Consider the following 24,330-nt stretch of genomic DNA (forward strand, 5'->3'; position numbering starts at 1 on the left):
CCGGACGGGACACGCGATGCTCGAGCTCCCAGACCTTCGGGGTGTGCCGCTCTTCGACGGGTTGCGCGACGACCAGCTCGCGCAGCTGCTCGGCGCGGGGTCCGAGGTCCCCATCGTGCCCGGCGAGGTGATGTGGCTCGAGGGCGACCGCGCCGACCACTGGTGGGTCGTCGTCCACGGGACGCTCGACCTCTCACGCCACGTGGGTCGCGAGGACGTCGTCGTCGGCCGGATGGACGTGCCCGGACGCTGGGCCGGCAGGTTCCGCGCCTGGGACGAGCACGGCGTCTACCTCGCGACGGCCCGCGGCGTCACGCCCGGCCGGCTGCTGTGCGTGCCCGCCGAGCGTCTCCACCAGCTGGCCGACGAGTGGTTCCCCTTCGCCGCGCACCTCGTCGCCGGGCTCTACGGCACCGCCAGGTCGATCGAGGCGACGGCCCCCCAGCGCAGCGGGCTCGTGACGCTGGGGACCCTGGCCGCCGGACTCGCGCACGAGATCAACAACCCTGCCGCGGCGGCGGTGCGCTCGGCCGCCGAGCTCGAACGGGCCTGCGACGGCCTGCTCGACGCGCTGCGCCAGATGGCCTCGAGCGGGCTGACGGCGACCCAGTTCGGCCAGCTCGACGCACTGCGGCGCGAGCTCGTGGCGCCGACCACGCTGCCCGACCCCCTCGAGACGGCCGATCGCGAGGAGGAGCTGGGGGAGTGGCTGGACCGATCCGGGGTGCCGCACCCGTGGGAGCTCGCCGCCTCGCTCGTGTCGGCCGGCGCGGACCTCTCCTGGGTCTCCCGCGCCGCCGGGGCCAGCCCCGAGGACGGGCTCGCGGCCTCGCTCGGCTGGGTCGCGCGCACCATCGACGTGGCCTCGCTGCTCGCCGAGGTGCGTGAGTCCACCCGCCGTGTCTCCGAGCTCGTCGCCGGCGTCAAGTCCTACTCCCAGATGGACCGGGCCTCCCACCAGCCGGTCGACGTGCGCGAGGGCCTCGAGAGCACCCTGCTCGTCATGGGCCCGCGCCTGCGCCCGGGGGTGACCGTCGTGCGCGACTGGGGTAGCGACGTCCCCCTGGTCGACGGCATGCCGGGCGAGCTCAACCAGGTCTGGACCAACCTCGTCGACAACGCGGTCGAGGCCATGGAGGGGGTCGGGACCCTGACGGTGACGACCCGTCGTGACGGGGACACCGTGCTCGTCGAGGTCGCCGACACGGGCAACGGCATGAGCCCCGAGGTGCAGCAACGCGCGTTCGAGGCGTTCTACACGACGAAGGACGTCGGCCGCGGCACGGGCCTCGGCCTCGACATCGCGCACCGCATCGTCGTCGAGCGGCACGGCGGCTCGCTCGAGATCCAGTCACAGCCGGGCGACACGCGCCTGCGGGTTCGCCTGCCTGTCAAGGCTCCCCGCTCGACCTCGGCTTGAGCGGGGACGACGCAAACGGCATACGCCATCGGGTCGTCACCGACGACGTATGCCGTGCCCTCGGGTCGGGCGGTCACCAGCCTCGGGCGCGCCACTCGTCGAGGTGAGGACGCTCGGCGCCCAGAGTCGAGTCGTCGCCGTGCCCCGGGTATAACCACGTGTCGTCGTCGTAGACGTCGAAGACGCGGGTCGTGACGTCCTCGATGAGCGCGTCGAAGCTCTGGCCGGGGTTCTTCGTGTTGCCGACGCCGCCGGGGAACAGGCTGTCGCCGGTGAAGAGGTGGGTGTGCCCGTCGGGGTCCGCGTAGGCGAGCGCGACCGAGCCCGGCGTGTGGCCGCGCAGGTGGACGACGTCGAGGGTGATGTCGCCGAAGGTGACGGTGTCGCCGTGCTCGACCCGCACGTCGACGGGCACGGGCAGGGCGTCGGCGTCGTCGGTGCCGGCGACGGTGCGAGCGCCGGTCGCGGCGACGACCGCGGCGAGCGCGCCGACGTGGTCGTGGTGCTGGTGGGTGGTCACGACGGTGTCGAGTCCCTGCCCTCCGTCGCCGACGAGCTCGAGGATCCGGTCGGGCTCGGCGGCGGCGTCGACGAGCAGCTGGGCACCGGTGGCCCGGCTCGTCAGCAGGTAGGCGTTGTTGCCGAAGCCGCCGACCTCGAGCTTGCGGATGGTGAGGGCGGGCAGCTCCCTGACGCCGGCCGGACCGTCCGGCGACACGTGGCCGGTGTAGGAGTCGTGCTGCGACATGGTCAGCCTCCGTAGGGAAGGGTCGGGACGGGGCCGTTGAAACGGACGCCGTCGGAGCGGCCGCGGGCCAGCCAGAGCAGCACGTCCGCCGCCGAACCCGTGGCGCGGGTCGCGCCCTCACCGACGACGTGCTCGTCGCCCTCCGTCGTGACGACGTGGAGCGACGGAGGCGCGTCGGCGTGCGCGAGGCGGTTCGCGGCGTCGCGCAGGAACAGGGCCACGACCTCCCGGGGTGCGGAGGCGAACGTGTAGCCGGCGTCGAGGTCGACGTGGTGGAAGACGACCTCGCGCAGGCGCATGAACGTCACCATCCCCACGGCGATGGGGAAGCCCCCCGGGGTCCGCTCGACGCGCACCTCGGCGTGCTCGGGACGCAGGGCCTCGAGGCGTCCTGCGAGTCGGGCCGCGCTGTCGCGGATGTCGGTGGCGTGGTCGTGGGCGGCGCGGCGGGCCCCGCGGTCGATGTCGGCATCGCGCGAGTCGGCGTCGTCGTACATCGTGTCGGGGCGGCCGGTCAGGGCCACGTCGCACACCCGGACGAGGGCGTCGGCGTTGCGGGCGACGTGGGCCAGCACGTGCCCGCGGGACCACCCCTCGCACAGCGACGGTGCGAGCACGGCGTCGTTGCGGAACGACGCCGCGGTGGCGACGAGACGCTCGGTCTCGGCCGCCACGAGGGCCGGTGTCACGTCAGCGTGTCTCATGCGTCGCCTCTCCGGTGGCCTTCGCCAGGGCCAGGGCGGCGCCGACGAGCGTCAGGTGCGAGAAGGCCTGGGGGAAGTTGCCCACCATGCGCTTCCCGACGGGGTCGTACTCCTCGGACAGCAGTCCGACGTCGTTGGTCAGGCCCACGAGTCGGTCCATCAGCTCGGTGGCCTCCGTCGTCATACCCGCCTTCGCGTAGGCCGTCACGAGCCAGAACGAGCACGCGAGGAAGGGGTGCTCGTCGCCGGACAGGCCGTCGACGCCGGTGTCGGTGCGGTAGCGCATGACGAGCCCGTCGCGCAGGAGGTCGGCCTCGACGGCGGCGATGGTGCCGAGCATCCGCGGGTCGTCGCCGTCGACGAAGCCGATCGACGAGAGCATGAGCAGCGACGCGTCGACCTCGGTCGTGTCGTAGTGCTGGACGAAGCTGTTGCGTCCCGCGTCGAAGCCCTTTGCCAGGACCTCCTCGCGCACCTGGTCGCGCAGCTCGCGCCACCGCTCGACCGGACCGTCGAGGCCGTGCTGCTCGACGGCGCGGATGGCGCGGTCGAAGGCGGCCCAGACCATGGCGCGCGAGTGGGTGAAGTGGCGCAGCGGGCCGCGGATCTCCCAGAGCCCGTTGTCGGCCTCCTCCCAGTGCTCGGCGAGGTGGTTGACGAGCGAGCGCTGCAGGTGCCAGGAGTCGTCCGTCTCCTCGAGGCCGCGGGCCCGGGCGTGGTCGAGCGAGATGAGGACCTCGCCGAGCACGTCGGTCTGCCGCTGGTCGACGGCCGCGTTGCCGACGCGCACGGGGCGCGACCCGGCATACCCGGGCAGGTGCTCGAGCACCCGCTCGGGCAGGTCACGCCCCCCGTCGACGCGGTACATGATCTGCATGTCCTCCGGGTCGCCCGCGACGGCGCGCAGCAGCCAGTCGCGCCACAGCGCGGTCTCCTCGACGTAGCCGCAGCCGAGCAGGGCCTCGAGCGTCAGGGCGGCGTCGCGCAGCCAGCAGAACCGGTAGTCCCAGTTGCGCTCGCCGCCGAACTCCTCGGGCAGGGAGGTGGTCGCCGCGGCGACGATGCCGCCGGTCTCCTGGTGCGTCAGCCCGCGCAGGACGAGGAGCGAGCGCGTCACCGCGTCGGCGTAGGGACCGACGTAGTCGCTCCGGGCGGCGTACTCCTCGCTGCGCGCGATCGTCTCCCTGATGCGTGCGCGGACGCTCAGTGGTGGCGGGATTGCGTCGTGGCTGCGGAACCACGTCGTCGAGAAGGTGAGCACCTGCCCGGCCACCACGTCGAACTCGTCGACGTGGTGGCCGTCGCGGGCGTGGGGGAGCCGGGCCCCGCGCAGCACGAGCATGTCGGGGCCGGCGATGGCCGTGATGATCTCGTCGGTGTGGTCCTCACGGTCGTCGGTGTGGCGTGCCACCCAGGGACGCGTCCGGCCGTAGTTGAAGCGCACGGTCCACTCGTGCACCATCCGCACGGTGCCCTCGACGCCCTCGATCCGGCGCAGCAGGTCCGAGCGCCCGTCGCCGAGCGGCATGACGTCGGTGACCTGCACCCGGCCCGTCGGGGTCTCGTGGGTCGTCTCGAGCACGAACGAGTTGCCGACGTAGCGCCGGGTCGTCACCGCGTCGGGGTCGGCGGGGGCGATGAGCCAGCGACCGTGCTCGGGCGTGCCGAGCAGCGCCGAGAAGCAGGCCCGCGAGTCGAAGCGCGGCAGGCACAGCCAGTCGACGGAGCCGCGGAGGCTGACGAGGGCGGCGGTGCCGAGGTCGCCGAGCACGGCGTAGTCCTCGATCGGCGTGGGCACGTGCGCACTCATGGGGTGAGTATGCCGTCCCGCCGGGCCGGGCGCCGGGGGCGGGCGTGGGTGCGCGGCGCGTCGCGAGGACGGCGGGGACGGCCGCCGTGGGGGCGGAGGATGTCCAAGGTCGTGCCGCCGATGAGGGGACTGTCGGTGACCCGACCTAGCATGAGGCGCGTGACTGCTACGCCCACCGGCAACGCCCATTCCCTCGTCGTCCGCGGCGCGCGGGAGCACAACCTGCGCGACGTGTCCGTCGACCTCCCACGGGACAGCCTCATCGTCTTCACCGGGCTCTCGGGGTCGGGCAAGTCGAGCCTCGCGTTCGACACGATCTTCGCGGAGGGGCAGCGTCGCTACGTCGAGTCGCTCTCGGCCTACGCCCGGCAGTTCCTCGGCCAGATGGACAAGCCCGACGTCGACTTCATCGAGGGCCTCTCGCCGGCGGTCTCCATCGACCAGAAGTCGACCAACCGCAACCCCCGCTCGACCGTCGGCACCATCACCGAGGTCTACGACTACCTCCGACTGCTCTTCGCCCGTGCCGGGCGTCCGCACTGCCCGGTCTGCGGCGAGGCCGTGACCCGGCAGTCCCCGCAGCAGATCGTCGACCAGCTCCTGACGCTCGAGGACCGCACCCGCTTCCAGGTGCTGGCGCCCGTCGTCCAGGGGCGCAAGGGCGAGTTCGTCGACCTCTTCACCGAGCTCCAGACCAAGGGCTTCTCCCGCGCCCGCGTCGACGGCGAGGTCGTCTCGCTCGCGGAGCCCCCGGCCCTCGAGAAGCAGAAGAAGCACACCATCGAGGTCGTCGTCGACCGCCTCGTGGCCAAGGGCGACGACTCGGGCTCGAAGCGCCGTCTGACCGACTCCGTCGAGACCGCCCTCGGTCTCGCGGGTGGCGTCGTCATCATCGACTTCGTCGACCGCGACGCCAAGGACAAGGAGCGCGAGCGCCGCTTCTCCGAGAAGATGGCCTGCCCCAACAACCACCCGCTCGGCATGGACGAGATCCAGCCGCGGTCCTTCTCGTTCAACTCCCCGTTCGGCGCGTGCCCCGAGTGCACCGGCATCGGCACCGAGCTCGAGGTCGACCCCGAGCTCGTCGTGCCCGACGACGACCTGTCGCTCGCCGAGGGCGCCATCGCGCCATGGGCCCAGGGCTCCGGCTCCGCCGAGTACTTCCAGCGCGTCATGGGTGCTCTCGCCGACGACATGAAGTTCTCGATGGACGCGCCGTTCCGGGCCCTGCCGGCCCGCGCCAAGGAGGCGCTGCTGCACGGCCAGAACTACAAGGTCCACGTCAAGTACAAGAACCGCTACGGTCGCGACCGCTCGTACACGACGGGATTCGAGGGCGTCGTCCCCTTCATCAAGCGCCGTCACTCCGAGACCGACTCCGAGTGGAGCCGCGACCGCTACGAGGGCTTCATGCGCGAGGTCCCGTGCCCCGTCTGCAAGGGAGCCCGCCTCAAGCCAGAGTCGCTCGCCGTGCTGCTCGGCGGCAAGAACATCTCCGAGGTCTGCGGGCTCGCGATCCGCGAGGCCGCCGGCTTCCTCGACACGGTCGACTTCACGACCCGCGAGAAGCAGATCGCCGAGCGCGTCATCAAGGAGATCGACGCGCGACTCGGCTTCCTGCTCGACGTCGGTCTCGACTACCTCTCGCTCGACCGCCCGGCCGGCACGCTCTCCGGTGGCGAGGCCCAGCGAATCCGCCTCGCGACACAGATCGGCTCCGGCCTCGTGGGCGTGCTCTACGTCCTCGACGAGCCGTCGATCGGCCTGCACCAGCGCGACAACCACCGGCTCATCGAGACGCTGACGCGCCTGCGCGACCTCGGCAACACCCTCATCGTCGTCGAGCACGACGAGGACACCATCGCCACGGCCGACTGGGTCGTCGACATCGGCCCCGGCGCCGGTGAGCACGGCGGACACGTCGTCCACTCGGGTCCGGTCAAGGGCCTCCTCGAGCACCCCGACTCACTGACCGGGATGTACCTCTCCGGCCGGCGCGAGATCCCCTCGCCCGAGGTCCGCCGCGGGCACGACGGGCGCCAGATCACCGTGAGCGGGGCGCGCGAGAACAACCTGCAGAACGTCTCGGTCAACTTCCCGCTGGGCAACCTCGTCGCCGTCACCGGCGTCTCCGGCTCGGGCAAGTCGACCCTCGTCAACGACATCCTCTACAACGTCCTCGCCAACAAGCTCAACGGTGCCCGCCACGTGCCCGGCCGGCACAAGACCGTCACCGGCCTCGACCAGCTCGACAAGGTCGTGCACGTCGACCAGAGCCCGATCGGTCGCACGCCCCGGTCGAACCCCGCCACCTACACCGGCGTCTTCGACAACATGCGCAAGCTGTTCGCCGAGACGACCGAGGCCAAGGTGCGTGGGTACCTCCCGGGCCGGTTCTCGTTCAACGTCAAGGGCGGCCGCTGCGACGCGTGCTCCGGCGACGGCACCATCAAGATCGAGATGAACTTCCTGCCCGACGTCTACGTCCCCTGCGAGGTGTGCCACGGCGCCCGCTACAACCGCGAGACGCTCGAGGTGCACTTCAAGGGCAAGACGATCGCCGACGTCCTCGACATGCCGATCGAGGAGGCCGCCACCTTCTTCGAGGCGGTCCCGGCCATCGCGCGGCACCTCAAGACCCTCAACGACGTCGGTCTCGGCTACGTCCGTCTCGGCCAGCCGGCGCCGACCCTCTCCGGCGGTGAGGCGCAGCGCGTCAAGCTCGCGAGCGAGCTGCAGAAGCGGTCGACGGGTCGCACGATCTACGTCCTCGACGAGCCGACGACCGGCCTGCACTTCGAGGACATCCGCAAGCTCCTCGACGTCCTCCAGGGGCTCGTCGACAAGGGCAACACCGTCATCGTCATCGAGCACAACCTCGACGTCATCAAGAACGCCGACTGGATCATCGACATGGGCCCCGAGGGCGGGTCCGGCGGTGGCACCGTCATTGCCGAGGGCACGCCCGAGCACGTCGCCGGGGTGGCGGCCAGCCACACCGGGCGGTTCCTCAAGCCGATCCTCGAGCGCACCGCCCGCACGACGACACGGGCGGCCGCCGGCGGCCGGGCGAAGAAGTCCGCGAGTCCGGCACGCTCCCAGCCATCCGACAGCGGGCGCACAACGAACTCCCGCACAGTGAAGGCGTCGAAGACCGCCGCGTCGACGACGGCCGGCACCCGCTCCCGCGGGGGTGCCACCACCGCTGCAGCGAAGAAGAGCGCGGCGGGCACCACCGTGAGCAAGACGAGGACCTCCACCACGACCCGGAAGAGGAACGCATGACCCAGGGCACCCACCCCGACACGTCCCAGCCGAACGGCGGCACGGGCTCCTCCACGAGCCCCGCCTCGAGCACACCGGCCCTCGACGAACGGGTCGCCCGGTTGACCGACCGGCGTGGGGTGCTCAAGGCCGCCGGCGTCGTCGGCGTGGCCGTCGGTGCTGGCGCCCTGGCCGCGTGCAGCAGCCCGCCCGTGCCGAGCGGCACCACCGACGCCGGCGCAGGCAGCGCCGGGTCCTCCGCGTCCTCGGCGCCGTCCGGGACGTCCGGGGCGACCGCTGCGTCCGGCGGTGGCACCCCGACGTCGGACATCCCCGTCGGCGGCGGCAAGGTCTTCGCCGACGGCCAAACCGTCGTCACCCAGCCCACGGCAGGCAGCTTCAAGGCGTTCGACGCGATCTGCCCCCACCAGGGCTGCACCGTCGACTCCGTCGAGGGGGGACAGATCATCTGTCCCTGCCACCAGAGCCACTTCGACGCCGCCACCGGCCAGCGTGTGTCAGGGCCTGCGCCGACCGGGCTGACGCCCAAGAAGATCACCGTCACGGGCAGCACCTTCACCGTCAGCTGACCTCACCGCAGGCGCGTTCGGCGGTGTCGGCGGGCCGACATAGGGTGGGTTCGTGGCGGACCCGACGACCTACCGACCGAAGCCGGGGGAGATCCCGACCGACCCGGGGGTCTACCGGTTCCGCGACGCGCACGGCCGCGTCATCTACGTCGGCAAGGCCAAGTCGCTGCGTCCCCGGCTGTCGTCGTACTTCCAGGACATCACCGCGCTCCACCCGCGCACCGCGACCATGGTCACGACCGCGACCTCGGTCGAGTGGACGGTCGTGCGCACCGAGGTCGAGGCCCTCCAGCTCGAGTACTCCTGGATCAAGGAGTTCGACCCGCGCTTCAACGTCAAGTACCGCGACGACAAGTCCTACCCGTTCCTCGCGGTCACCCTGGGCGAGGAGTTCCCGCGGGCGCAGGTCATGCGCGGGGCCAAGCGCAAGGGCACCCGCTACTTCGGGCCCTACGGCCACGCCTGGGCCATCCGCGAGACGCTCGACCTCTTGCTACGGGTCTTCCCCATGCGCACCTGCTCGGCAGGGGTCTTCAAGCGCGCCACCGCGAGCGGTCGCCCCTGCCTGCTCGCCTACATCGACAAGTGCTCGGCGCCCTGCGTCGGCCGGGTCACCCCCGACGAGCACCGGGCCATCGCCGAGGACTTCTGCGACTTCATGGCCGGCAACACGACGCGCTTCGCGAAGCGCCTCGAGACCCGGATGAAGGAGGCCGCGGCGGAGCTCGACTTCGAGCAGGCCGCCCGCCTGCGTGACGACATCGGTGCGCTGACCAAGGCGTTGGAGAAGCAGGCCGTCGTGCTCGGGGACGCCACGGACGCCGACGTCTTCGCCCTCGCGGACGACGACCTCGAGGCGGCGGTCCAGGTCTTCCACGTCCGGGGCGGCCGCATCCGGGGCCAGCGCGGATGGGTCGTCGAGAAGGAGAGCGAGGACCTCCCGACGCTCGTCGAGCACCTGCTGCTCCAGGTCTACGGCGACGCCGAGCGCGACGCGATCCCGCGTGAGGTGCTCGTGCCGACCGAGCCGGCCGACGTGGATGCCGTCACCGAGTGGCTCTCGTCGGTGCGGGGCTCGGCCGTCAGCGTCCGCGTGCCGCAGCGCGGTGACAAGCGCACCCTCATGGAGACGGTCCGGCGCAACGCCGAGCAGTCCCTGGCCCGCCACAAGGTGGCACGCGCGGGCGACCTGACGCTGCGCAGCAAGGCCTTGCAGGAGCTTCAGGACTACCTCGGTCTCGAGGACGCGCCGCTGCGCATCGAGTGCTACGACGTCAGCCACGTCCAGGGCACCAACGTCGTCGCGTCCATGGTGGTCTTCGAGGACGGTCTCGCGCGCAAGAGCGAGTACCGACGCTTCATCGTCCGCGGTGCGACCGCGGGCTCGGAGGGCGACGAGCCCGTCACCGTCGACGACACCGCCGCCATGCGCGAGGTGCTGACGCGACGCTTCCGGCGCTACCTCGAGGACGCCGAGGGCACGGGCGACCTCGACCTCTCGACCGGGGTCGTCGGCGGCGACGCGCAGGCCCGGGACGGCGCGCCGGCCGCGGGCGACGACGACGACGCACCGTCCTCGGGTCCCATCGACCCGGAGACCGGACGCCCCAGGCGCTTCGCCTACCCGCCGAGCCTCGTCGTCGTCGACGGCGGCCTGCCACAGGTCAACGCGGCCCAGGCGGTGCTCGACGAGCTCGGTATCGAGGAGGTCGCCCTCGTCGGCCTCGCCAAGCGACTCGAGGAGGTGTGGGTCCCGCGCGACGACCACCCCGTCATCCTCCCGCGCACGAGCGAGGGCCTCTACCTGCTCCAGCGGCTGCGCGACGAGGCCCACCGGTTCGCGATCACCTTCCACCGACAGCGCCGGTCCAAGGCCATGACGACCTCCCAGCTCGACGGCATACCCGGGCTCGGTGCCAGCCGGCAGAAGGCCCTGCTGCGGCACTTCGGTTCGGTCAAACGCCTTCGGCAGGCGGACATCGCGGACATCATGGCCCTACCCGGCTTCGGCCGGTCGCTTGCGTCCGCCGTCGTCAGCCACTTGGCTGAGGGCACACCGCAGCAGCCAGCCGTGAACCTCACGACGGGAGAAGTGCTCGAATGACCGCCGACAGCAGGCGAACACCCCAGACGCCCCTGGCCGACGCGCCGATCGTCATCGTCACCGGCATGAGCGGGGCCGGACGCAGCACCACCGCCAACGTGCTCGAGGACCTCGGCTGGCTCGTCGTCGACAACCTGCCGCCGCAGCTGCTCACCCACCTCGCCGAGCTGCGCGACGAGGCGCGCGCCCAGCACCCGGAGGAGCACCTCCAGCAGGTGGCCGTCGTCGTCGACGTGCGCTCTCGCGGCTGGTTCGCCCAGCTCGAGGGCGCCATCGGGGCGGCCCGGGAGCGCGGCGAACGGCCCAGCCTCGTCTTCCTCGACGCGACGGACGAGGCCCTCGTGCGCCGCTTCGAGAGCGTGCGCCGCCCCCACCCGCTCCAGGGCGACGGACGGCTCCTCGACGGCATCCAGCGCGAGCGCGAGCTACTCCTCGACCTGCGTTCGTCCGCCGACGTCGTCATCGACAGCTCCGGCCTCAACGTCCACCAGCTGAGCGCCAAGCTCAGCTCCCTCTTCGCCGGCGACCGCAAGGTGCAGCTGCGCATCGCGGTCATGTCGTTCGGCTTCAAGTACGGCCTGCCGCTCGATGCCGACGTCGTCTTTGACATGCGCTTCCTGCCCAACCCGTACTGGGTCCCCGAGCTGCGGTCCCTGACCGGGCGCGACACTCCGGTCAGCGAGTTCGTCATGCGCCAGGAGGGCGCCGACGAGTTCCTCGAGCGTGCCGGCGACCTGCTCGACACGATGATCGGCGGCTACGTCCGCGAGGGCCGCCGCTACGTCACGGTCGCCGTCGGGTGCACCGGCGGCAAGCACCGGTCGGTCGCCGTCGCCGAGGCGCTGAGCAAGCGGCTGGGGGGCCGTGAGCGCGTCGACACCTTCGTCGTCCACCGAGACCTGGGTCGCGAGTGACCGCGATCCCGGGCGCGACGCCGTCCCGCCTGGCCCTCGGCTCGGCGCACCAGCGTCGGATCGTGGCTCTCGGAGGCGGGCACGGGCTCGCCGCCGCCCTGACGGCCCTGCGCCTGCTCACCGACCACGTCACCGCGGTGGTGACCGTCGCCGACGACGGCGGTTCGAGCGGACGGCTGCGCGACGAGTTCGACGTGCTTCCGCCGGGCGACCTGCGCATGGCGCTCTCGGCGCTGTGCGACGACAGCGACTGGGGCCACACGTGGCGCGACGTGCTGCAGCACCGTTTCGACGGGTCGGGCGACCTCAAGGGCCACGCCTTGGGCAACCTCATGATCGTCTCCATCTGGGAGCTCCTCGGCGACACGGTCCAGGGGCTCGACCTCGTCGGCCGTCTCCTCGGGGCACGCGGCCGCGTGCTGCCGATGGCCGCCGAGCCGCTCGAGATCGTCGCCGAGATCCGTGGACACGACCCCCAGCGGCCCGGTGAGACCGTCGAGGTCCGTGGTCAGCACCGGGTCGCCTCGTCGCCGGGCATCGTGTCCTCGATCGGGATCGTCCCGACGTGTCCGGCGCCCTGCGAGGAGGCCCTCGCGGCGGTGCGCGAGGCCGACTGGGTCATGCTCGGTCCCGGATCCTGGTTCACCTCGGTCATGCCGCACCTGCTCGTCCCGGCCCTCGCCGACGCGCTCGTCACGACGCCCGCCAAGCGCCTGCTCAACCTCAACCTCGAGGTGCACATGGGTGAGACGCGCGACTTCCGGGCCGAGGACCACCTCGCGTCCTTCGCCGCCAACGCGCCCGACACCAGGCTCGACGTCGTGCTCGCAGACCCGAGCGTCGTGCCCGACGACGCGTCCCTGCGCGCCGCGGCCGCCGAGCTCGGGGCCGAGCTCGTCGTCGCGCCCGTGGCCGCGCGGGGCGAGCCGGGCGTCCACGACCCCCTCCGGCTCGCGGCCGCGCTCCGCGACGTCATCTCCTGACCGCAGCAGGTCGGACGAACCGGGCGCCCCCTGCCGCACGAGGGTGCTTGATCGGGGTGGCAGGATGTCGCCCATGGCCATGACAGCAAAGGTGAAGGACGAGCTCTCGCGCCTCGAGGTGACCAAGCCCTGCTGCCGCAAGGCCGAGGTCTCGACGATGCTCCGCTTCGCCGGTGGCCTGCACATCATCGGGGGGCAGATCGTCGTCGAGGCCGAGCTCGACACAGCCAACGCCGCACGGCGCCTGCGCCGCAACATCGCCGAGGTCTACGGCCACAAGAGCGACATGCTCGTCCTGGCCGCCGGCGGCCTGCGCCGCGGCTCGCGCTACGTCGTGCGCGTCGTCGAGGACGGGGCGACGCTCGCGCGTCAGACCGGCCTCATCGACACCCGCGGCCGGCCCGTCCGCGGCCTGCCGCCCAAGGTCGTCAGCGCCGCGACGTGCGACTCCGAGGCGGCCTGGCGGGGTGCGTTCCTCGCGCACGGCTCGCTCACCGAGCCCGGCCGGTCGTCGGCGCTCGAGGTGACCTGCCCGGGACCCGAGGCAGCGCTCGCCCTCGTCGGAGCGGCCCGGCGGCTCGGCATCCAGTCCAAGGCCCGCGAGGTCCGCGGGGTCGACCGGGTCGTCATCCGCGACGGGGACGCCATCGGCGCCATGCTGACCCGCCTCGGGGCGCACGACGCCGTCATGGCGTGGGAGGAGCGCCGCATGCGGCGCGAGGTCCGGGCCACGGCCAACCGGCTGGCCAACTTCGACGACGCCAACCTGCGCCGCTCGGCGCGCGCCGCCGTCGCCGCCGGGGCGCGGGTCGAGCGGGCCATGGAGCTGCTCGGCGAGGACATCCCGGACCACCTGCGCGAGGCGGGGGTGCTGCGGCTCGAGCACAAGCAGGCCAGTCTCGAGGAGCTCGGCCAGCTGGCCAAGCCCCCGATGACCAAGGACGCCGTGGCCGGCCGCATCCGGCGGTTGCTCGCGATGGCCGACAAGCGCGCCGAGGAGCTCGGGGTCGCCGGCACCGACGCCAACCTCACGGCCGACATGCTCGAGAGCTGACGCGACCGCACACCCGTTCGTCCGACGGTCGCGTCGACCGGGCCCGACCCGGTCCGTCGGGTGCTCGCGAGCACCCGGGGCGTGCTGAGCGCGTGCTCACCAAGGCCTGAGACTCCCGACTCGCCGCTGAGGTCGACGCACTAGGGTGGTTGTGATCACGGTCGCAACGGGGCGGCCCGAGGTCTGGCTTTTCCGTCCGAAACAGTCTCACCGAAGAGGTGCACAGCAGTGACCGTTCGCGTTGGTATCAACGGCTTTGGCCGCATCGGCCGCAACTTCTTCCGCGCCATCGTGGCGTCCGGAGCCGACATCGAGGTCGTGGCCACCAACGACCTCATGGACAACAAGACCCTCGCCCACCTGCTCAAGTACGACTCGATCCTGGGTCGCTTCCCCGGTGAGGTCTCCTACGACGACACGTCGATCATCGTCGACGGCAAGGCGATCCGTGTCTTCGAGGAGCGCGACCCCGCCAACATCGACTGGGCCGGCGTCGGAGCCGACGTCATCGTCGAGTCCACCGGCTTCTTCACCGACGCGCAGAAGGCCAAGGCGCACATCGACGGTGGCGCCAAGAAGGTCATCATCTCGGCCCCGGCCAAGAACGAGGACATCACCATCGTCATGGGTGTCAACCACGACCTCTACGACGCCGCCAAGCACACGGTGATCTCCAACGCCTCGTGCACGACGAACTGCCTCGCGCCGATGGCCAAGGTCCTCAACGACGAGTTCGGCATCGTCAAGGGCCTCATGACGACGATCCACGCCTACACGCAGGACCAGAACCTGCAGGACGCCCCGCACAAGGACCTCCGCCGCGCCCGCGCTGCCGCGCTCAACATCGTCCCGACGACGACCGGTGCGGCCAAGGCCGTCTCCCTCGTGCTGCCCGAGCTCAAGGGCAAGCTCGACGGCTACGCCCTGCGCGTCCCGGTCCCCACCGGCTCGGCGACGGACCTGACGTTCGAGGCCGGTCGCGAGACGACGGTCGAGGAGGTCAACGCCGCGGTCAAGGCCGCCGCCGAGGGCCCCCTCAAGGGCTTCCTCGTCTACACCGAGGACGAGATCGTCTCCAAGGACATCGAGACCGACCCCGCGTCGTGCATCTTCGACGCCGGCCTCACCAAGGTCATCGGCAACCAGGTCAAGGTCGTCGGCTGGTACGACAACGAGTGGGGCTACTCCAACCGCCTCGTCGACCTCGTCGCGCTCGTCGGTCAGTCGCTCTGACCCACCCGGCCACCGCCCCCGCTGCCCTTCGGAGCACCCGGGGCGGTGGCCGCCTCCGTGCCCGGCCGCACCCTGAGCCCGGCCGCAAACCCCAACTGACGAAGAGGCATCCCGCGTGAAGACCACCAGCGACCTCGGGGACCTGCGCGGCAAGCGCGTCCTCGTCCGGTCCGACCTCAACGTGCCGCTCGACGGCACGACCATCACCGACGACGGCCGCATCCGCGCCTCGGCGCCGACGATCAAGGGGCTGGCCGACGCCGGCGCCCGGGTCATCGTCTGCGCGCACCTCGGTCGCCCCAAGGGCGCCCCCGAGGCCAAGTACTCCCTCGCACCCGTCGCGAAGCGTCTGGGAGAGGTCCTCGGCGCCGACGTCGTCTTCGCCGACGACACGGTCGGCGACGACGCCAAGGCCAAGGCCGCCGCTCTGCAGGACGGGCAGGTGCTGCTCCTCGAGAACCTGCGCTTCAACGCCGGCGAGACGGCCAAGGCCGATGACGAGCGATCCGCTTTCGCCGGCGAGCTCGCCTCTCTCGCAGACGTCTTCGTCTCCGACGGCTTCGGCGTCGTGCACCGCAAACAGGCGTCCGTCTACGACGTGGCGCGGCTGCTGCCGCACGCGACCGGCGACCTCGTGTCGACCGAGGTCGACGTGCTCCGTCGCCTCACCAAGGACCCGGAGCGCCCGTACGCCGTCGTGCTCGGTGGCGCCAAGGTCTCCGACAAGCTCGGCGTCATCGGCAACCTCCTCGGCACGGCCGACCGTCTCCTCATCGGGGGAGGCATGGTCTTCACCTTCCTCGCCGCCCAGGGCCACGAGGTCGGCAAGAGCCTGCTCGAGACCGACCAGATCGACACCGTGAAGGGCTACCTCGAGCGCGCCGAGAAGGAGGGCGTCGAGATCGTCCTGCCCGTCGACGTCGTCGCCGCCGATGCGTTCAGCGCCGACGCGGCGCACGAGGTCGTCGCCGCAGACGCGATCCCGGCCGACCGGATGGGCCTCGACATCGGGCCCGCGTCGAGCGCGCTCTTCGCCGAGAAGCTCGCGGACTGCCGCACGGTCTTCTGGAACGGCCCCATGGGCGCGTTCGAGATGGAGCCGTACGCCGCCGGCACCAAGGCGCTGGCGCAGGCTCTCGTCGACATCACGTCCCGGGGCGCCCTGACCGTCGTCGGTGGCGGCGACTCCGCTGCCGCGGTGCGCCAGCTCGGCTTCGCCGACGACGGCTTCGGCCACATCTCCACCGGTGGTGGCGCCAGCCTCGAGTACCTCGAGGGCAAGGAGCTGCCCGGCCTGACCGTGCTCGAGGAGGGTGACGCCTGATGGCGAAGCAGACCAAGCCCGTGGGTCGCGTGCCCCTCATGGCCGGCAACTGGAAGATGAACCTCGACCACCTGCAGGCCACGCACCTCGTGCAGAAGCTCGACTGGACCCTCCGCGACGCGAAGCACGACCACGCGGCCGTCGAGGTCGCGGTGCTGCCCCCCTTCACCGACCTGCGCTCCGTCCAGACGCTCGTCGAGGGCGACAAGCTCGACCTCAGGTACGGCGGGCAGGACCTGTCGCCGCACAGCTCGGGCGCCTACACCGGTGACATCTCCGGCGCGTTCCTCGCCAAGCTCGGCTGCACCTACGTCGCCGTCGGACACAGCGAGCGTCGTGAGGGCCACGGCGAGACCGACGCCGTGGTCAACGCCAAGGTCAAGGCGGCATACGCCCACGGCCTGACGCCGATCCTGTGCTGCGGCGAGGGCCTCGACGTGCGCAAGGAGGGACGCCAGGTCGAGCACGTCGTCGCGCAGCTGCGCGCGAACCTCGAGGGCGTCACCAAGGAGCAGGCCGCGTCCGTCGTCATCGCCTACGAGCCCATCTGGGCCATCGGCACCGGAGAGGTCGCGACGCCCGACGACGCGCAGGAGGTCTGCGCGGCGATCCGCACGCTGCTCGCCGAGCTCTACAGCGGCGACGTCGCCGACGGTGTGCGCGTGCTCTACGGCGGCAGCGTCAAGGCGAACAACGTCGCGGCGATCATGGCGCAGGAGGACGTCGACGGCGCCCTCGTCGGCGGTGCCTCCATCGACCCGGCCGAGTTCGCGTCGATCTGCCGCTACCGCGACCACCTCGCCACCTCCTGAGCCACCCCGGCGGCCGGACGCCCCGCACGAGGTGCGTTCGGCCGTTGGGCCCTCGGGCAGGTATCCTTGCCCGAGCCCCGGAAAGATGTGGGGGAGGGGCCGACCGGCCCTCTCGACCCCCGGGACCCCGACGATTTGGAGTGACCACGTGGATGCGGTTCGCATCGTGCTGCAGGTCCTGCTGGTGCTGTCCAGCATGGTCCTGACGCTGTTCATCCTGCTGCACAAGGGCAAGGGTGGCGGCCTGTCCGACATGTTCGGCGGCGGCATGTCGACCTCGCTCGGAGGCTCGTCGGTCGCCGAGCGCAACCTCGACCGTTTCACGGTCGCCGTGGCCTCGGTCTGGGCGGCATCCATCATCGGTCTGGGCCTGCTGGCCCGTTTCGTGAGCTGAGAGGACGAGTAGATGGCAGGCGGTAACGCCATTCGTGGGAGCCGGGTCGGCGCCGGCCCGATGGGCGAGGCCGAGCGCGGCGACTCCGCCCCTCGCGTCCACATCTCCTACTGGTGCTCCAACGGGCACGAGACCCGGCCCAGCTTCGCGGAGGAGCCCGGCATGGTGCTGCCCGAGACCTGGGACTGCCCGCGCTGCGGCTTCCCGGCGGGCCAGGACAAGGAGAACCCTCCGGCCCCGCCGAAGGTCGAGCCCTACAAGACCCACCTCGCCTACGTGAAGGAGCGCCGCAGCGATGCCGACGGCGCCGCGATCCTCGACGAGGCCCTGAGCACCCTGCGCGAGCGTGGTCTCATCCAGTGACCTGACGGTCGTTCGCCACGGCGGCGACCCCACGACGAAGGGCCCGGGAGATCTTCCCGGGCCCTTCGTCGTGTCGCGAGGGTCAGATGGCGTATGCCGTCCGGTGACTCCCCGGGGTCAGCGCACCTTCGCGGCCGCGTCCGCGTCGACGAGCCACAGCGTCGCGTCGCCGCCACGGGGGCCGGCGGCCGGGACGTCCCAGCGGTCGGCGTCGGGGGCGAGCGCGGCGGCCACCGCGTCGGCCTTGTCGCCGCCGGCCACGAGGAACCACACCTCGTGGCTGCGCTCGAAGCACTCGAACGTCAGGCTGACGCGGTCGGGCGGGGGCTTGGGCGAGTCGTGCACGGCGACGGCGATGGCGTCCGTCACCTGCTGCGCAGGGTGGTGCGGGAAGAGTGACGCGACGTGGCCGTCGGGTCCGACTCCGAAGAGCACGACGTCCCAGACCCTCTGGCCGTGCTCGCGGACCGACTGCGCATAGGCCTCGGCGCTGGCCTCGGCGCTCTCGGACGTGTCGGGTCCGGCCACCCGGTGCACCTTGGCCGGGTCCAGCCCCAGCTCGCCGAGGCCGGCGGCGTCGTTCTGGGTGTCGTTGCGGTCGGGGTCGCCCGCGGGCAGGTAGCGCTCGTCGCCCCACCAGACTCGGACGCGCGACCAGTCGACCGCCGCGCGGCCCGGGGTGGCGAGCACCGAGGCGATGATGGCCGACCCCATCGACCCGCCCGTCAGGGCGACCTGGGCCTCGGGGCTGCGGGCCTGCGCATCGACGAGGGCGGTCACGAGCCGGGCGGCCGCCCCGTCGGCGAGGGCCTGCTTGTCCGGGTGGACGACGACGCGGGGCGTCGCCGTCACGACGACGCCGTCCCGCTCGTCGACCCCGGCTGCGACGCGGCGGCCGTCGAGGCCTTCTTGGCCGTCGCCTTGCGGGTGCCGGCGGTCGCGCGGGTGGCGCTCTTGCGAGCGACGGTCTGCTTCGTCGTGGCGGCCTTCTTCGTCGCGGCCTTCTTCGTCGTCGCCGTCGTGGCAGCCTTCCTCGCGTTCGACGCCGATGCCGTGCTCGCCGACGCCTTGCGGGCAGGAGCGCGGCGGGACGGTGCCGACGAGGACGAGGACGAGGACGAGGATGAGGACGAAGCTGAGGCGGACGCCCCTCCGGCCGAGGCTGCTGCCTGCTTCTTGCGGTCCTTGGCGGCCTGCTTCTCGCGCGGGGTGCGCTTGCCGGCCAGCTTGCGCACCGTGGCCGCGTGCACGTCCTCGGTCTCGGCGTGCTCGGGAGCCGGGGGCGCCGAGATCATGGCGCTGGCCTCCTGCGCCGACTCGTCGCGGCCCAGTCGGGCGGCCAGGCGACGGGACTCGGCGGGGTCGGGAGCCTTGCCGGCCTTGGCCGCGGCGGCCGCCGTGAGGCGCACCGGCTGCAGGGCACCGAGCCCGTGCAGCAGCGCGTCCTCGTAGGCGTCGTCGGGGTCGAGGCGGCGCAGCTCGTCGGCGAGGCACTCCGGGAGCTCGCGCCGGGGCAGGCTGATGCGTCGGTCCGGCTGGCCCGTCTGCGACAGGGTGGCGACGACGTCACCCGGGCGCACGAGGTCGATGGGCCCGCTCTTGCGTTCCAGTCGGACCGAGCCGATGCCGGAGCCGCGCGGGGTCGACACCCGGTGCACGGGCACCCGGAGGCGGCGCGAGAGCCACGCCGCGAGCAGGTCGGACGACGGGGAGTCGGGGGCGCCGCTGACGACGGCCCCGGTGATCGGCTCGTACGGCGGCTGGTCGAGGGCCGCCGCCAACAGGCCGCGCCAGCGCGTGACGCGGGTCCAGGCGAGGTCGGTGTCGCCCGGAGCGTAGGTCGCCGCCCGCTTCTTCAGCATGAGCCGCGGGTTGCGGTGCTCGGCCACGTCGGTGATGCGGCGCTGGGCCATCGCCCCGATGGGGTCCTTGCCGACGTCGGCCGGGGCCTCGCCGGGCCACCAGGCGACGATGGGGGAGTCGGGCAGCAGCAGCGGCACGACGACGCTGGGGCCGTGGTTGGCCAGGGCCCCGTAGAGCCGCAGCACGACGATCTCGCTCGCGCCGGCGTCCCCGCCGAGACGGATCTGGGCGTCGAGCCGGTTCTTGCCGCGCCGGTCGCCGGAGATGACGACGATGATGCGGCAGGGGTGCTGTCGGCTCGCCTGGTTGGCGACCTCGATGGCGTTGCCGGCGTCGGTGTCCTCGACGACGACGACGAGCGTCAGCACGCGCCCGAGGGCGAGGGCGCCGACCTCGTTGCGCAGCCTCACGAGGGTCTTGCTGATCCCCGTGGTCGTGGTGTCGGTCAGGTCGCGGATCACGGCATCCTCCACGTACGTCCGTCGCGTTCGAGCATGCGGTCGGCAGAGGGGGGACCCCACGTGCCGGCAGGGTAGGGCTCCGGCTTGCCGGACTTGGCCCAGTGCCTCATGAGCGGGTCGAGGATCCGCCAGGAGGACTCGACCTCCTCGTGACGCGGGAAGAGCGGCGGGTCGCCGAGCAGGACGTCGAGGATGAGGCGTTCGTACGCCTCGGGGGAGGCCTCGGTGAACGACGAGCCGTAGCCGAAGTCCATCGTGACGTCGCGGACCTCCATCTGCGCGCCGGGCACCTTGGAGCCGAACCGCAGGGTGATGCCCTCGTCCGGCTGGACGCGGATGACGATGGCGTTCTGGCCGAGCTCCTCCGTCGCGGTGTGCTCGAACGGCAGGTGCGGGGCCTTCTTGAAGACGACGGCGATCTCGGTGACCCGCTTGCCGAGACGCTTGCCCGTGCGCAGGTAGAAGGGGACGCCCGCCCAGCGGCGGGTGTCGACCTCGAGCGTCACGGCGGCGAAGGTCTCGGTGACCGACTTCGGGTCGACGCCGTCCTCCTCGAGGTAGCCGACGACCTCCTCGGCACCCTGCCAGCCACCGGCATACTGTCCGCGCGCAGCGCCCTTGTCGAGGTCGGCGGGCAGACGGACGGCCGAGAGCACCTTCTCCTTCTCGGCGCGAAGGTCCTTGGCGTCGAAGGAGACCGGCTCCTCCATCGCCGTCAGCGCGAGCAGCTGGAGCAGGTGGTTCTGGATGACGTCGCGGGCCGCACCGATGCCGTCGTAGTAGCCGGCTCGACCGGCGATGCCGATGTCCTCGGCCATGGTGATCTGCACGTGGTCGACGTAGTTGGCGTTCCACACCGGCTCGAAGAGCTGGTTGGCGAAGCGGAGCGCCAGCAGGTTCTGGACCGTCTCCTTGCCGAGGTAGTGGTCGATGCGGAAGACCGAGTCGGGCGGGAAGACGCCCTCGACGATGGCGTTGAGCTCCTGGGCGCTCTTGAGGTCGTGGCCGAAGGGCTTCTCGATGATGACGCGGCGCCAGCTGTCACCCTCGGCCTTCGTCAGGCCGCAGCGCTCGAGCTGCTCGCACACCGTGGCGAAGAAGCCCGGGGGGATCGAGAGGTAGAAGGCGTGGTTGCCCCCGGTGCCGCGGTCCTCGTCGAGCTCGGCCACCGTCTTGGCCAGCAGGTCGAAGGCGGCGGGGTCGTCGAAGGTGCCGGGGACGAAGCGGAAGCCCTCGGACAGGTTGCGCCACACGTCCTCGCTGAAGGGCGTCCGGGCGTGCTGCTTGACGGCGTCGTGGACGACCTGCCCGAAGTCCTGGGCGGCCCAGTCGCGGCGGGCGAAGCCGACGAGCGAGAAGCCCGGCGGCAGCAGCCCGCGGTTGGCCAGGTCGTAGATCGCCGGCATGAGCTTCTTGCGGGCGAGGTCACCCGTCACCCCGAACAGCACGAGACCGCAGGGGCCCGCGATGCGTGGGATGCGCTTGTCCTCGGCCGTGCGGAGCGGGTTGTGCCCGTGCGAGATGCGCGCCGGACTCATGCACGCCCTCCTGCCTGCAGTGCCTCGCGCAGCTGCGCGAGTCCTGCGTCGTGGTCGGTCAGATGGAGCTGGAGCACGGGGCGCCCGTGGTCGGCGAGGACCGCGGCGTCACCACCGGCCTGGGAGGCGATGAAGTCGCCGAAGGTGAACTCGCGACCCGGCACGGCCAGGTCCTCCTTGGGAGCGGTCGTCACCTGGAGGTAGACGCCGACCGCCGGCCCGCCCTTGTGGAACTGGCCCGTGGAGTGCAGGAACCGCGGTCCCCAGCCGAACGTCGTCGGACGTCCGGTGCGCCGGGCCAGCGCCACGCGGCTCTGCGCGAGGTCGGCGTCGGCGAGCCGGTCGAGGTAGGCCATGACGGCGACGTAGCCGTGCTCCGGGTCGAGCTGGGCGAGGAGCGCGTCGAGGGCGGCGGGGACGGTCGTCGCGTCGCCGAGCCACTCGCCCGAGCTCCCGAGGGCGCGGATCTCTATGGAACCGTCGACGGCGGCCGGGTCGGTGCTCGCACCGGCTCCCTGGTCGAGCAGGGCCCGAGCGGCCTTCTTGGCGCTCTCGACGTCGGGCTGGTCGAAGGGGTTGATGCCGAGCAGACGGCCGGCGACCGCGGTCGCGACCTCCCAGAGGAGCAGCTGGGCCCCGAGGGCCCCGCCGACACGCACCTCGGAGGCGGCGTCGCCCGCGGGCTCGGCCTCGGAGTCGGCGGCCACGAGGCGGGCCACGGTCACGTCGGCGGCCGGAGCGGCGACCTCGGGGTCGTCGTCACCGCCCGTGACGACCGGCAGCACGCCGGTGCCGTTCTTGCCCGTGGACTCGGCGATGAGCTGCTCGGCCCAGTCGGCGAACCCGACGATGCCCGAACCGTCGTCGACGAGGACGAGCTTGTCGCGCAGCGGGCTGGTGCCGCCCATCGCGGCGCCGAGGCGCAGGCCGGGGTTGGCGTCGTCGTCGGCCGCGAGCACGTCGGCCACGGACTCGGCCTCGTCGAGGAGGGCCTCGACGTCGACGCCGGCGAGCCCGCTCGGCACGAGGCCGAAGGCGGTCAGGGCCGAGTAGCGGCCACCGACCTCGGGGTCGGCGTTGACGACGCGGTAGCCCTTGGCGCGCGACTCCTCGTCGAGCGGGCTGCCGGGATCGGTGACGACGACGATGCGCGTGGCGGGGTCGATGCCGGCGTCGGAGAACGCCTGCTCGTAGGCACGGCGCTGCGAGTCGGTCTCGACGGTGGACCCGGACTTGCTCGAGACGACGACGACGGTGTGCGCCAGGTCGTCCTCGATGGCCCGGCGCACGTAGTCGGGCTCCGAGGAGTCGAGGACGACGAGCGGCTGGCCGGCGGTCGCGCAGATGACCTCGGGGGCGAGCGAGGACCCGCCCATGCCGCACAGCACGACGTGGGTCAGACCCTGCTCGACGAAGGAGTCGCGCAGGGCGGCGATCTCACCGACGAGGGGACGCGACGAGTGGGGCAGGCCCACCCAGGACAGGCGGATCCGTGACTCCGACTCGGCGTCCGGACCCCACAGCGTGGCGTCCTTGGCGAAGAGCCGGCTGGCGACGGAGTCGTCGACGAGGGCAGGGACGTGCCTGCCGATCGCGTCCGCCGCTGCTCCCGATGCGCTGACGGACAGCGAGCTCATGCCGTCACCTTCTCCATCTCCGCGGTGACGCCGTCGAGCAGCTCGCCCCAGGCCTTCTCGAACTTCTCGACGCCCTCGGTCTCGAGCAGGTCGACGACCTCGGTGTAGGAGACTCCCACACGCTCGAGGTCGTCGAGCAGGTTGCCCGCCAGCTCGTAGCCACCGGTCACCGTGTCTCCGTGGATGTCACCGTGGTCGGCGGTCGCCTCGAGCGTCGCGCCGGGCATCGTGTTGACGACGTCGGCGGCGACGAGCTCGGTGACGTACATCGTGTCGGGGTAGGCCGGGTCCTTGACGCCCGTCGAGGCCCACAGCGGGCGCTGGAGGTTGGCGCCCGCCTCGGCCAGGGTGCCCCAGCGGGGCGTCGCGAAGACCTCCTCGAACGCCTGGTAGGCGAGGCGCGCGTTGGCCAGGCCTGCCTTGCCCTTGAGGCCCCGGGCCTCGTCGGTGCCGATCGCGTCGAGCCGCTTGTCGATCTCGGTGTCGACGCGGGAGACGAAGAACGAGGCGACCGAGTGGATCTTCGAGAGGTCGTGGCCGTTGGCGTGGGCCTTCTCGAGGCCCTCGAGGTAGGCGTTCATGACGGCCCGGTAGCGCTCGAGCGAGAAGATCAGGGTCACGTTGACGCTGATGCCCTCGGCGATCGTCGCCGTGATGGCCGGCAGGCCGGCCTTGGTGGCGGGGATCTTGATGAGGACATTGGGGCGGTCGACGGCGGCATACAGCGCCTTGGCCTGCTCGACGGTCCCGTCGGTGTCGTGCGCGAGGCGCGGGTCGACCTCGATCGACACGCGACCGTCGACACCCTTGGTCGACTCGTAGAGCGGGAGGAAGAGGTCGCACGCGTTGCGGACGTCCGAGGTCGTCAGGTCGTGCACGACCTCCTCGACGCCCTTGCCGTCCTTGGTCAGGGCGGCGAGGTCGTCGTTGTAGCGCTCACCCTTGGACAGGGCGGCCTGGAAGATCGACGGGTTCGACGTCAGGCCGACGACGTTGCGCTCGGTGATGAGGTCGGAGATCTTGCCGGTCTCGATGAGCTCGCGGGACAGGTCGTCGAGCCAGATGGAGACTCCGGCGTCGGACAGGGCCTGGGTGTTCGGGTTGGTCATGCTGG

Annotated in this window: 20 protein-coding genes; 12 read left to right on the forward strand and 8 right to left on the reverse strand. The window is 71.9% G+C overall.

The window, feature by feature from the left end:
• Positions 1-16: 16 nt before the first annotated feature.
• The gene (locus TAE01_RS15310; protein WP_147067687.1) at positions 17-1,420 is read left to right on the forward strand and encodes an ATP-binding protein; all 1,404 of its coding nucleotides are present in this window, start codon (positions 17-19) and stop codon (positions 1,418-1,420) included.
• Positions 1,421-1,493: 73 nt separating this feature from the next.
• Here TAE01_RS15310 and TAE01_RS15315 read toward each other — a convergent pair whose 3' ends face one another.
• From TAE01_RS15315 to TAE01_RS15325, 3 genes are read right to left on the reverse strand one after another with little or no spacing between them, the layout of a single operon-like run.
• Positions 1,494-2,168 (reverse strand): MBL fold metallo-hydrolase, encoded by a 675-nt coding sequence (locus TAE01_RS15315; RefSeq protein WP_147067688.1) that lies wholly within the window; start codon positions 2,166-2,168, stop codon positions 1,494-1,496.
• Between the two features lie 2 nt (positions 2,169-2,170).
• Positions 2,171-2,872, reverse strand: coding sequence for a maleylpyruvate isomerase family mycothiol-dependent enzyme (locus TAE01_RS15320; RefSeq protein WP_147067689.1), 702 nt, complete (start codon positions 2,870-2,872; stop codon positions 2,171-2,173).
• On the reverse strand, positions 2,859-4,682 hold the full coding sequence (locus TAE01_RS15325; protein ID WP_147067690.1) for a glycoside hydrolase family 15 protein: 1,824 nt from the start codon (positions 4,680-4,682) through the stop codon (positions 2,859-2,861). The genes TAE01_RS15320 and TAE01_RS15325 overlap by 14 nt, the downstream gene beginning before the upstream one ends.
• A 150-nt stretch (positions 4,683-4,832) precedes the next feature.
• Between TAE01_RS15325 and uvrA the strand changes: the two genes are divergently transcribed.
• The 11 genes from uvrA (at position 4,833) to TAE01_RS15380 (ending at position 17,717) form a co-directional block, all read left to right on the forward strand.
• Positions 4,833-7,967, forward strand: coding sequence for an excinuclease ABC subunit UvrA (uvrA, locus tag TAE01_RS15330; RefSeq protein WP_147067691.1), 3,135 nt, complete (start codon positions 4,833-4,835; stop codon positions 7,965-7,967).
• The gene (locus TAE01_RS15335; protein ID WP_147067692.1) at positions 7,964-8,536 is read left to right on the forward strand and encodes a Rieske (2Fe-2S) protein; all 573 of its coding nucleotides are present in this window, start codon (positions 7,964-7,966) and stop codon (positions 8,534-8,536) included. Before uvrA ends, TAE01_RS15335 begins: the two co-directional genes overlap by 4 nt.
• 52 nt (positions 8,537-8,588) lie before the next feature.
• Positions 8,589-10,640 (forward strand): excinuclease ABC subunit UvrC, encoded by a 2,052-nt coding sequence (gene uvrC / locus TAE01_RS15340; RefSeq protein ID WP_147067693.1) that lies wholly within the window; start codon positions 8,589-8,591, stop codon positions 10,638-10,640.
• Entirely contained in the window at positions 10,637-11,554 is a 918-nt protein-coding gene (gene rapZ / locus TAE01_RS15345; protein ID WP_147067694.1) for an RNase adapter RapZ, read from the forward strand. The genes uvrC and rapZ overlap by 4 nt, the downstream gene beginning before the upstream one ends.
• A gap of 5 nt (positions 11,555-11,559) precedes the next feature.
• Positions 11,560-12,537, forward strand: a complete 978-nt coding sequence (locus tag TAE01_RS15350; RefSeq protein ID WP_147067745.1) for a gluconeogenesis factor YvcK family protein — start codon at positions 11,560-11,562, stop codon at positions 12,535-12,537.
• A 73-nt stretch (positions 12,538-12,610) separates the two neighbouring features.
• Positions 12,611-13,591 carry a DNA-binding protein WhiA gene (gene whiA, locus TAE01_RS15355; protein WP_147067695.1) on the forward strand — a complete coding sequence of 327 codons (981 nt, stop codon included), beginning with the start codon at positions 12,611-12,613 and terminating at the stop codon, positions 13,589-13,591.
• A gap of 228 nt (positions 13,592-13,819) precedes the next feature.
• On the forward strand, positions 13,820-14,824 hold the full coding sequence (gene gap, locus TAE01_RS15360) for a type I glyceraldehyde-3-phosphate dehydrogenase (RefSeq protein WP_147067696.1): 1,005 nt from the start codon (positions 13,820-13,822) through the stop codon (positions 14,822-14,824).
• Positions 14,825-14,939: 115 nt separating this feature from the next.
• The gene (locus TAE01_RS15365; protein WP_147067697.1) at positions 14,940-16,148 is read left to right on the forward strand and encodes a phosphoglycerate kinase; all 1,209 of its coding nucleotides are present in this window, start codon (positions 14,940-14,942) and stop codon (positions 16,146-16,148) included.
• Positions 16,148-16,960 carry a triose-phosphate isomerase gene (gene tpiA, locus TAE01_RS15370; protein ID WP_147067698.1) on the forward strand — a complete coding sequence of 271 codons (813 nt, stop codon included), beginning with the start codon at positions 16,148-16,150 and terminating at the stop codon, positions 16,958-16,960. The genes TAE01_RS15365 and tpiA overlap by 1 nt, the downstream gene beginning before the upstream one ends.
• 148 nt (positions 16,961-17,108) lie before the next feature.
• A complete protein-coding gene (gene secG / locus TAE01_RS15375; RefSeq protein ID WP_030202140.1) occupies positions 17,109-17,354 on the forward strand; it encodes a preprotein translocase subunit SecG in 246 nt (81 codons plus the stop codon).
• Between the two features lie 12 nt (positions 17,355-17,366).
• A complete protein-coding gene (locus TAE01_RS15380) occupies positions 17,367-17,717 on the forward strand; it encodes an RNA polymerase-binding protein RbpA (protein ID WP_142178143.1) in 351 nt (116 codons plus the stop codon).
• Between the two features lie 117 nt (positions 17,718-17,834).
• On the opposite strand, the gene pgl is transcribed toward TAE01_RS15380, so the two are convergent.
• The 5 genes from pgl to tal are packed head-to-tail and all read right to left on the reverse strand — an operon-like array spanning position 17,835 to position 24,325.
• Positions 17,835-18,569, reverse strand: coding sequence for a 6-phosphogluconolactonase (gene pgl / locus TAE01_RS15385; RefSeq protein WP_147067699.1), 735 nt, complete (start codon positions 18,567-18,569; stop codon positions 17,835-17,837).
• Positions 18,566-20,041 (reverse strand): glucose-6-phosphate dehydrogenase assembly protein OpcA, encoded by a 1,476-nt coding sequence (locus tag TAE01_RS20950; RefSeq protein WP_147067700.1) that lies wholly within the window; start codon positions 20,039-20,041, stop codon positions 18,566-18,568. The genes pgl and TAE01_RS20950 overlap by 4 nt, the downstream gene beginning before the upstream one ends.
• Positions 20,038-21,579, reverse strand: coding sequence for a glucose-6-phosphate dehydrogenase (gene zwf, locus TAE01_RS15395; RefSeq protein ID WP_147067701.1), 1,542 nt, complete (start codon positions 21,577-21,579; stop codon positions 20,038-20,040). Before zwf ends, TAE01_RS20950 begins: the two co-directional genes overlap by 4 nt.
• Complete coding sequence (locus TAE01_RS15400; RefSeq protein ID WP_147067702.1) at positions 21,576-23,216, reverse strand: phosphoglucose isomerase-related protein; 1,641 nt, start codon at positions 23,214-23,216, stop codon at positions 21,576-21,578. The genes zwf and TAE01_RS15400 overlap by 4 nt, the downstream gene beginning before the upstream one ends.
• The gene (tal, locus tag TAE01_RS15405) at positions 23,213-24,325 is read right to left on the reverse strand and encodes a transaldolase (protein ID WP_147067703.1); all 1,113 of its coding nucleotides are present in this window, start codon (positions 24,323-24,325) and stop codon (positions 23,213-23,215) included. The genes TAE01_RS15400 and tal overlap by 4 nt, the downstream gene beginning before the upstream one ends.
• Positions 24,326-24,330 lie beyond the last annotated feature (5 nt).

Source organism: Terrabacter aerolatus (assembly GCF_007991735.1).
Classification (GTDB): Bacteria; Actinomycetota; Actinomycetes; order Actinomycetales; family Dermatophilaceae; genus Terrabacter; species Terrabacter aerolatus.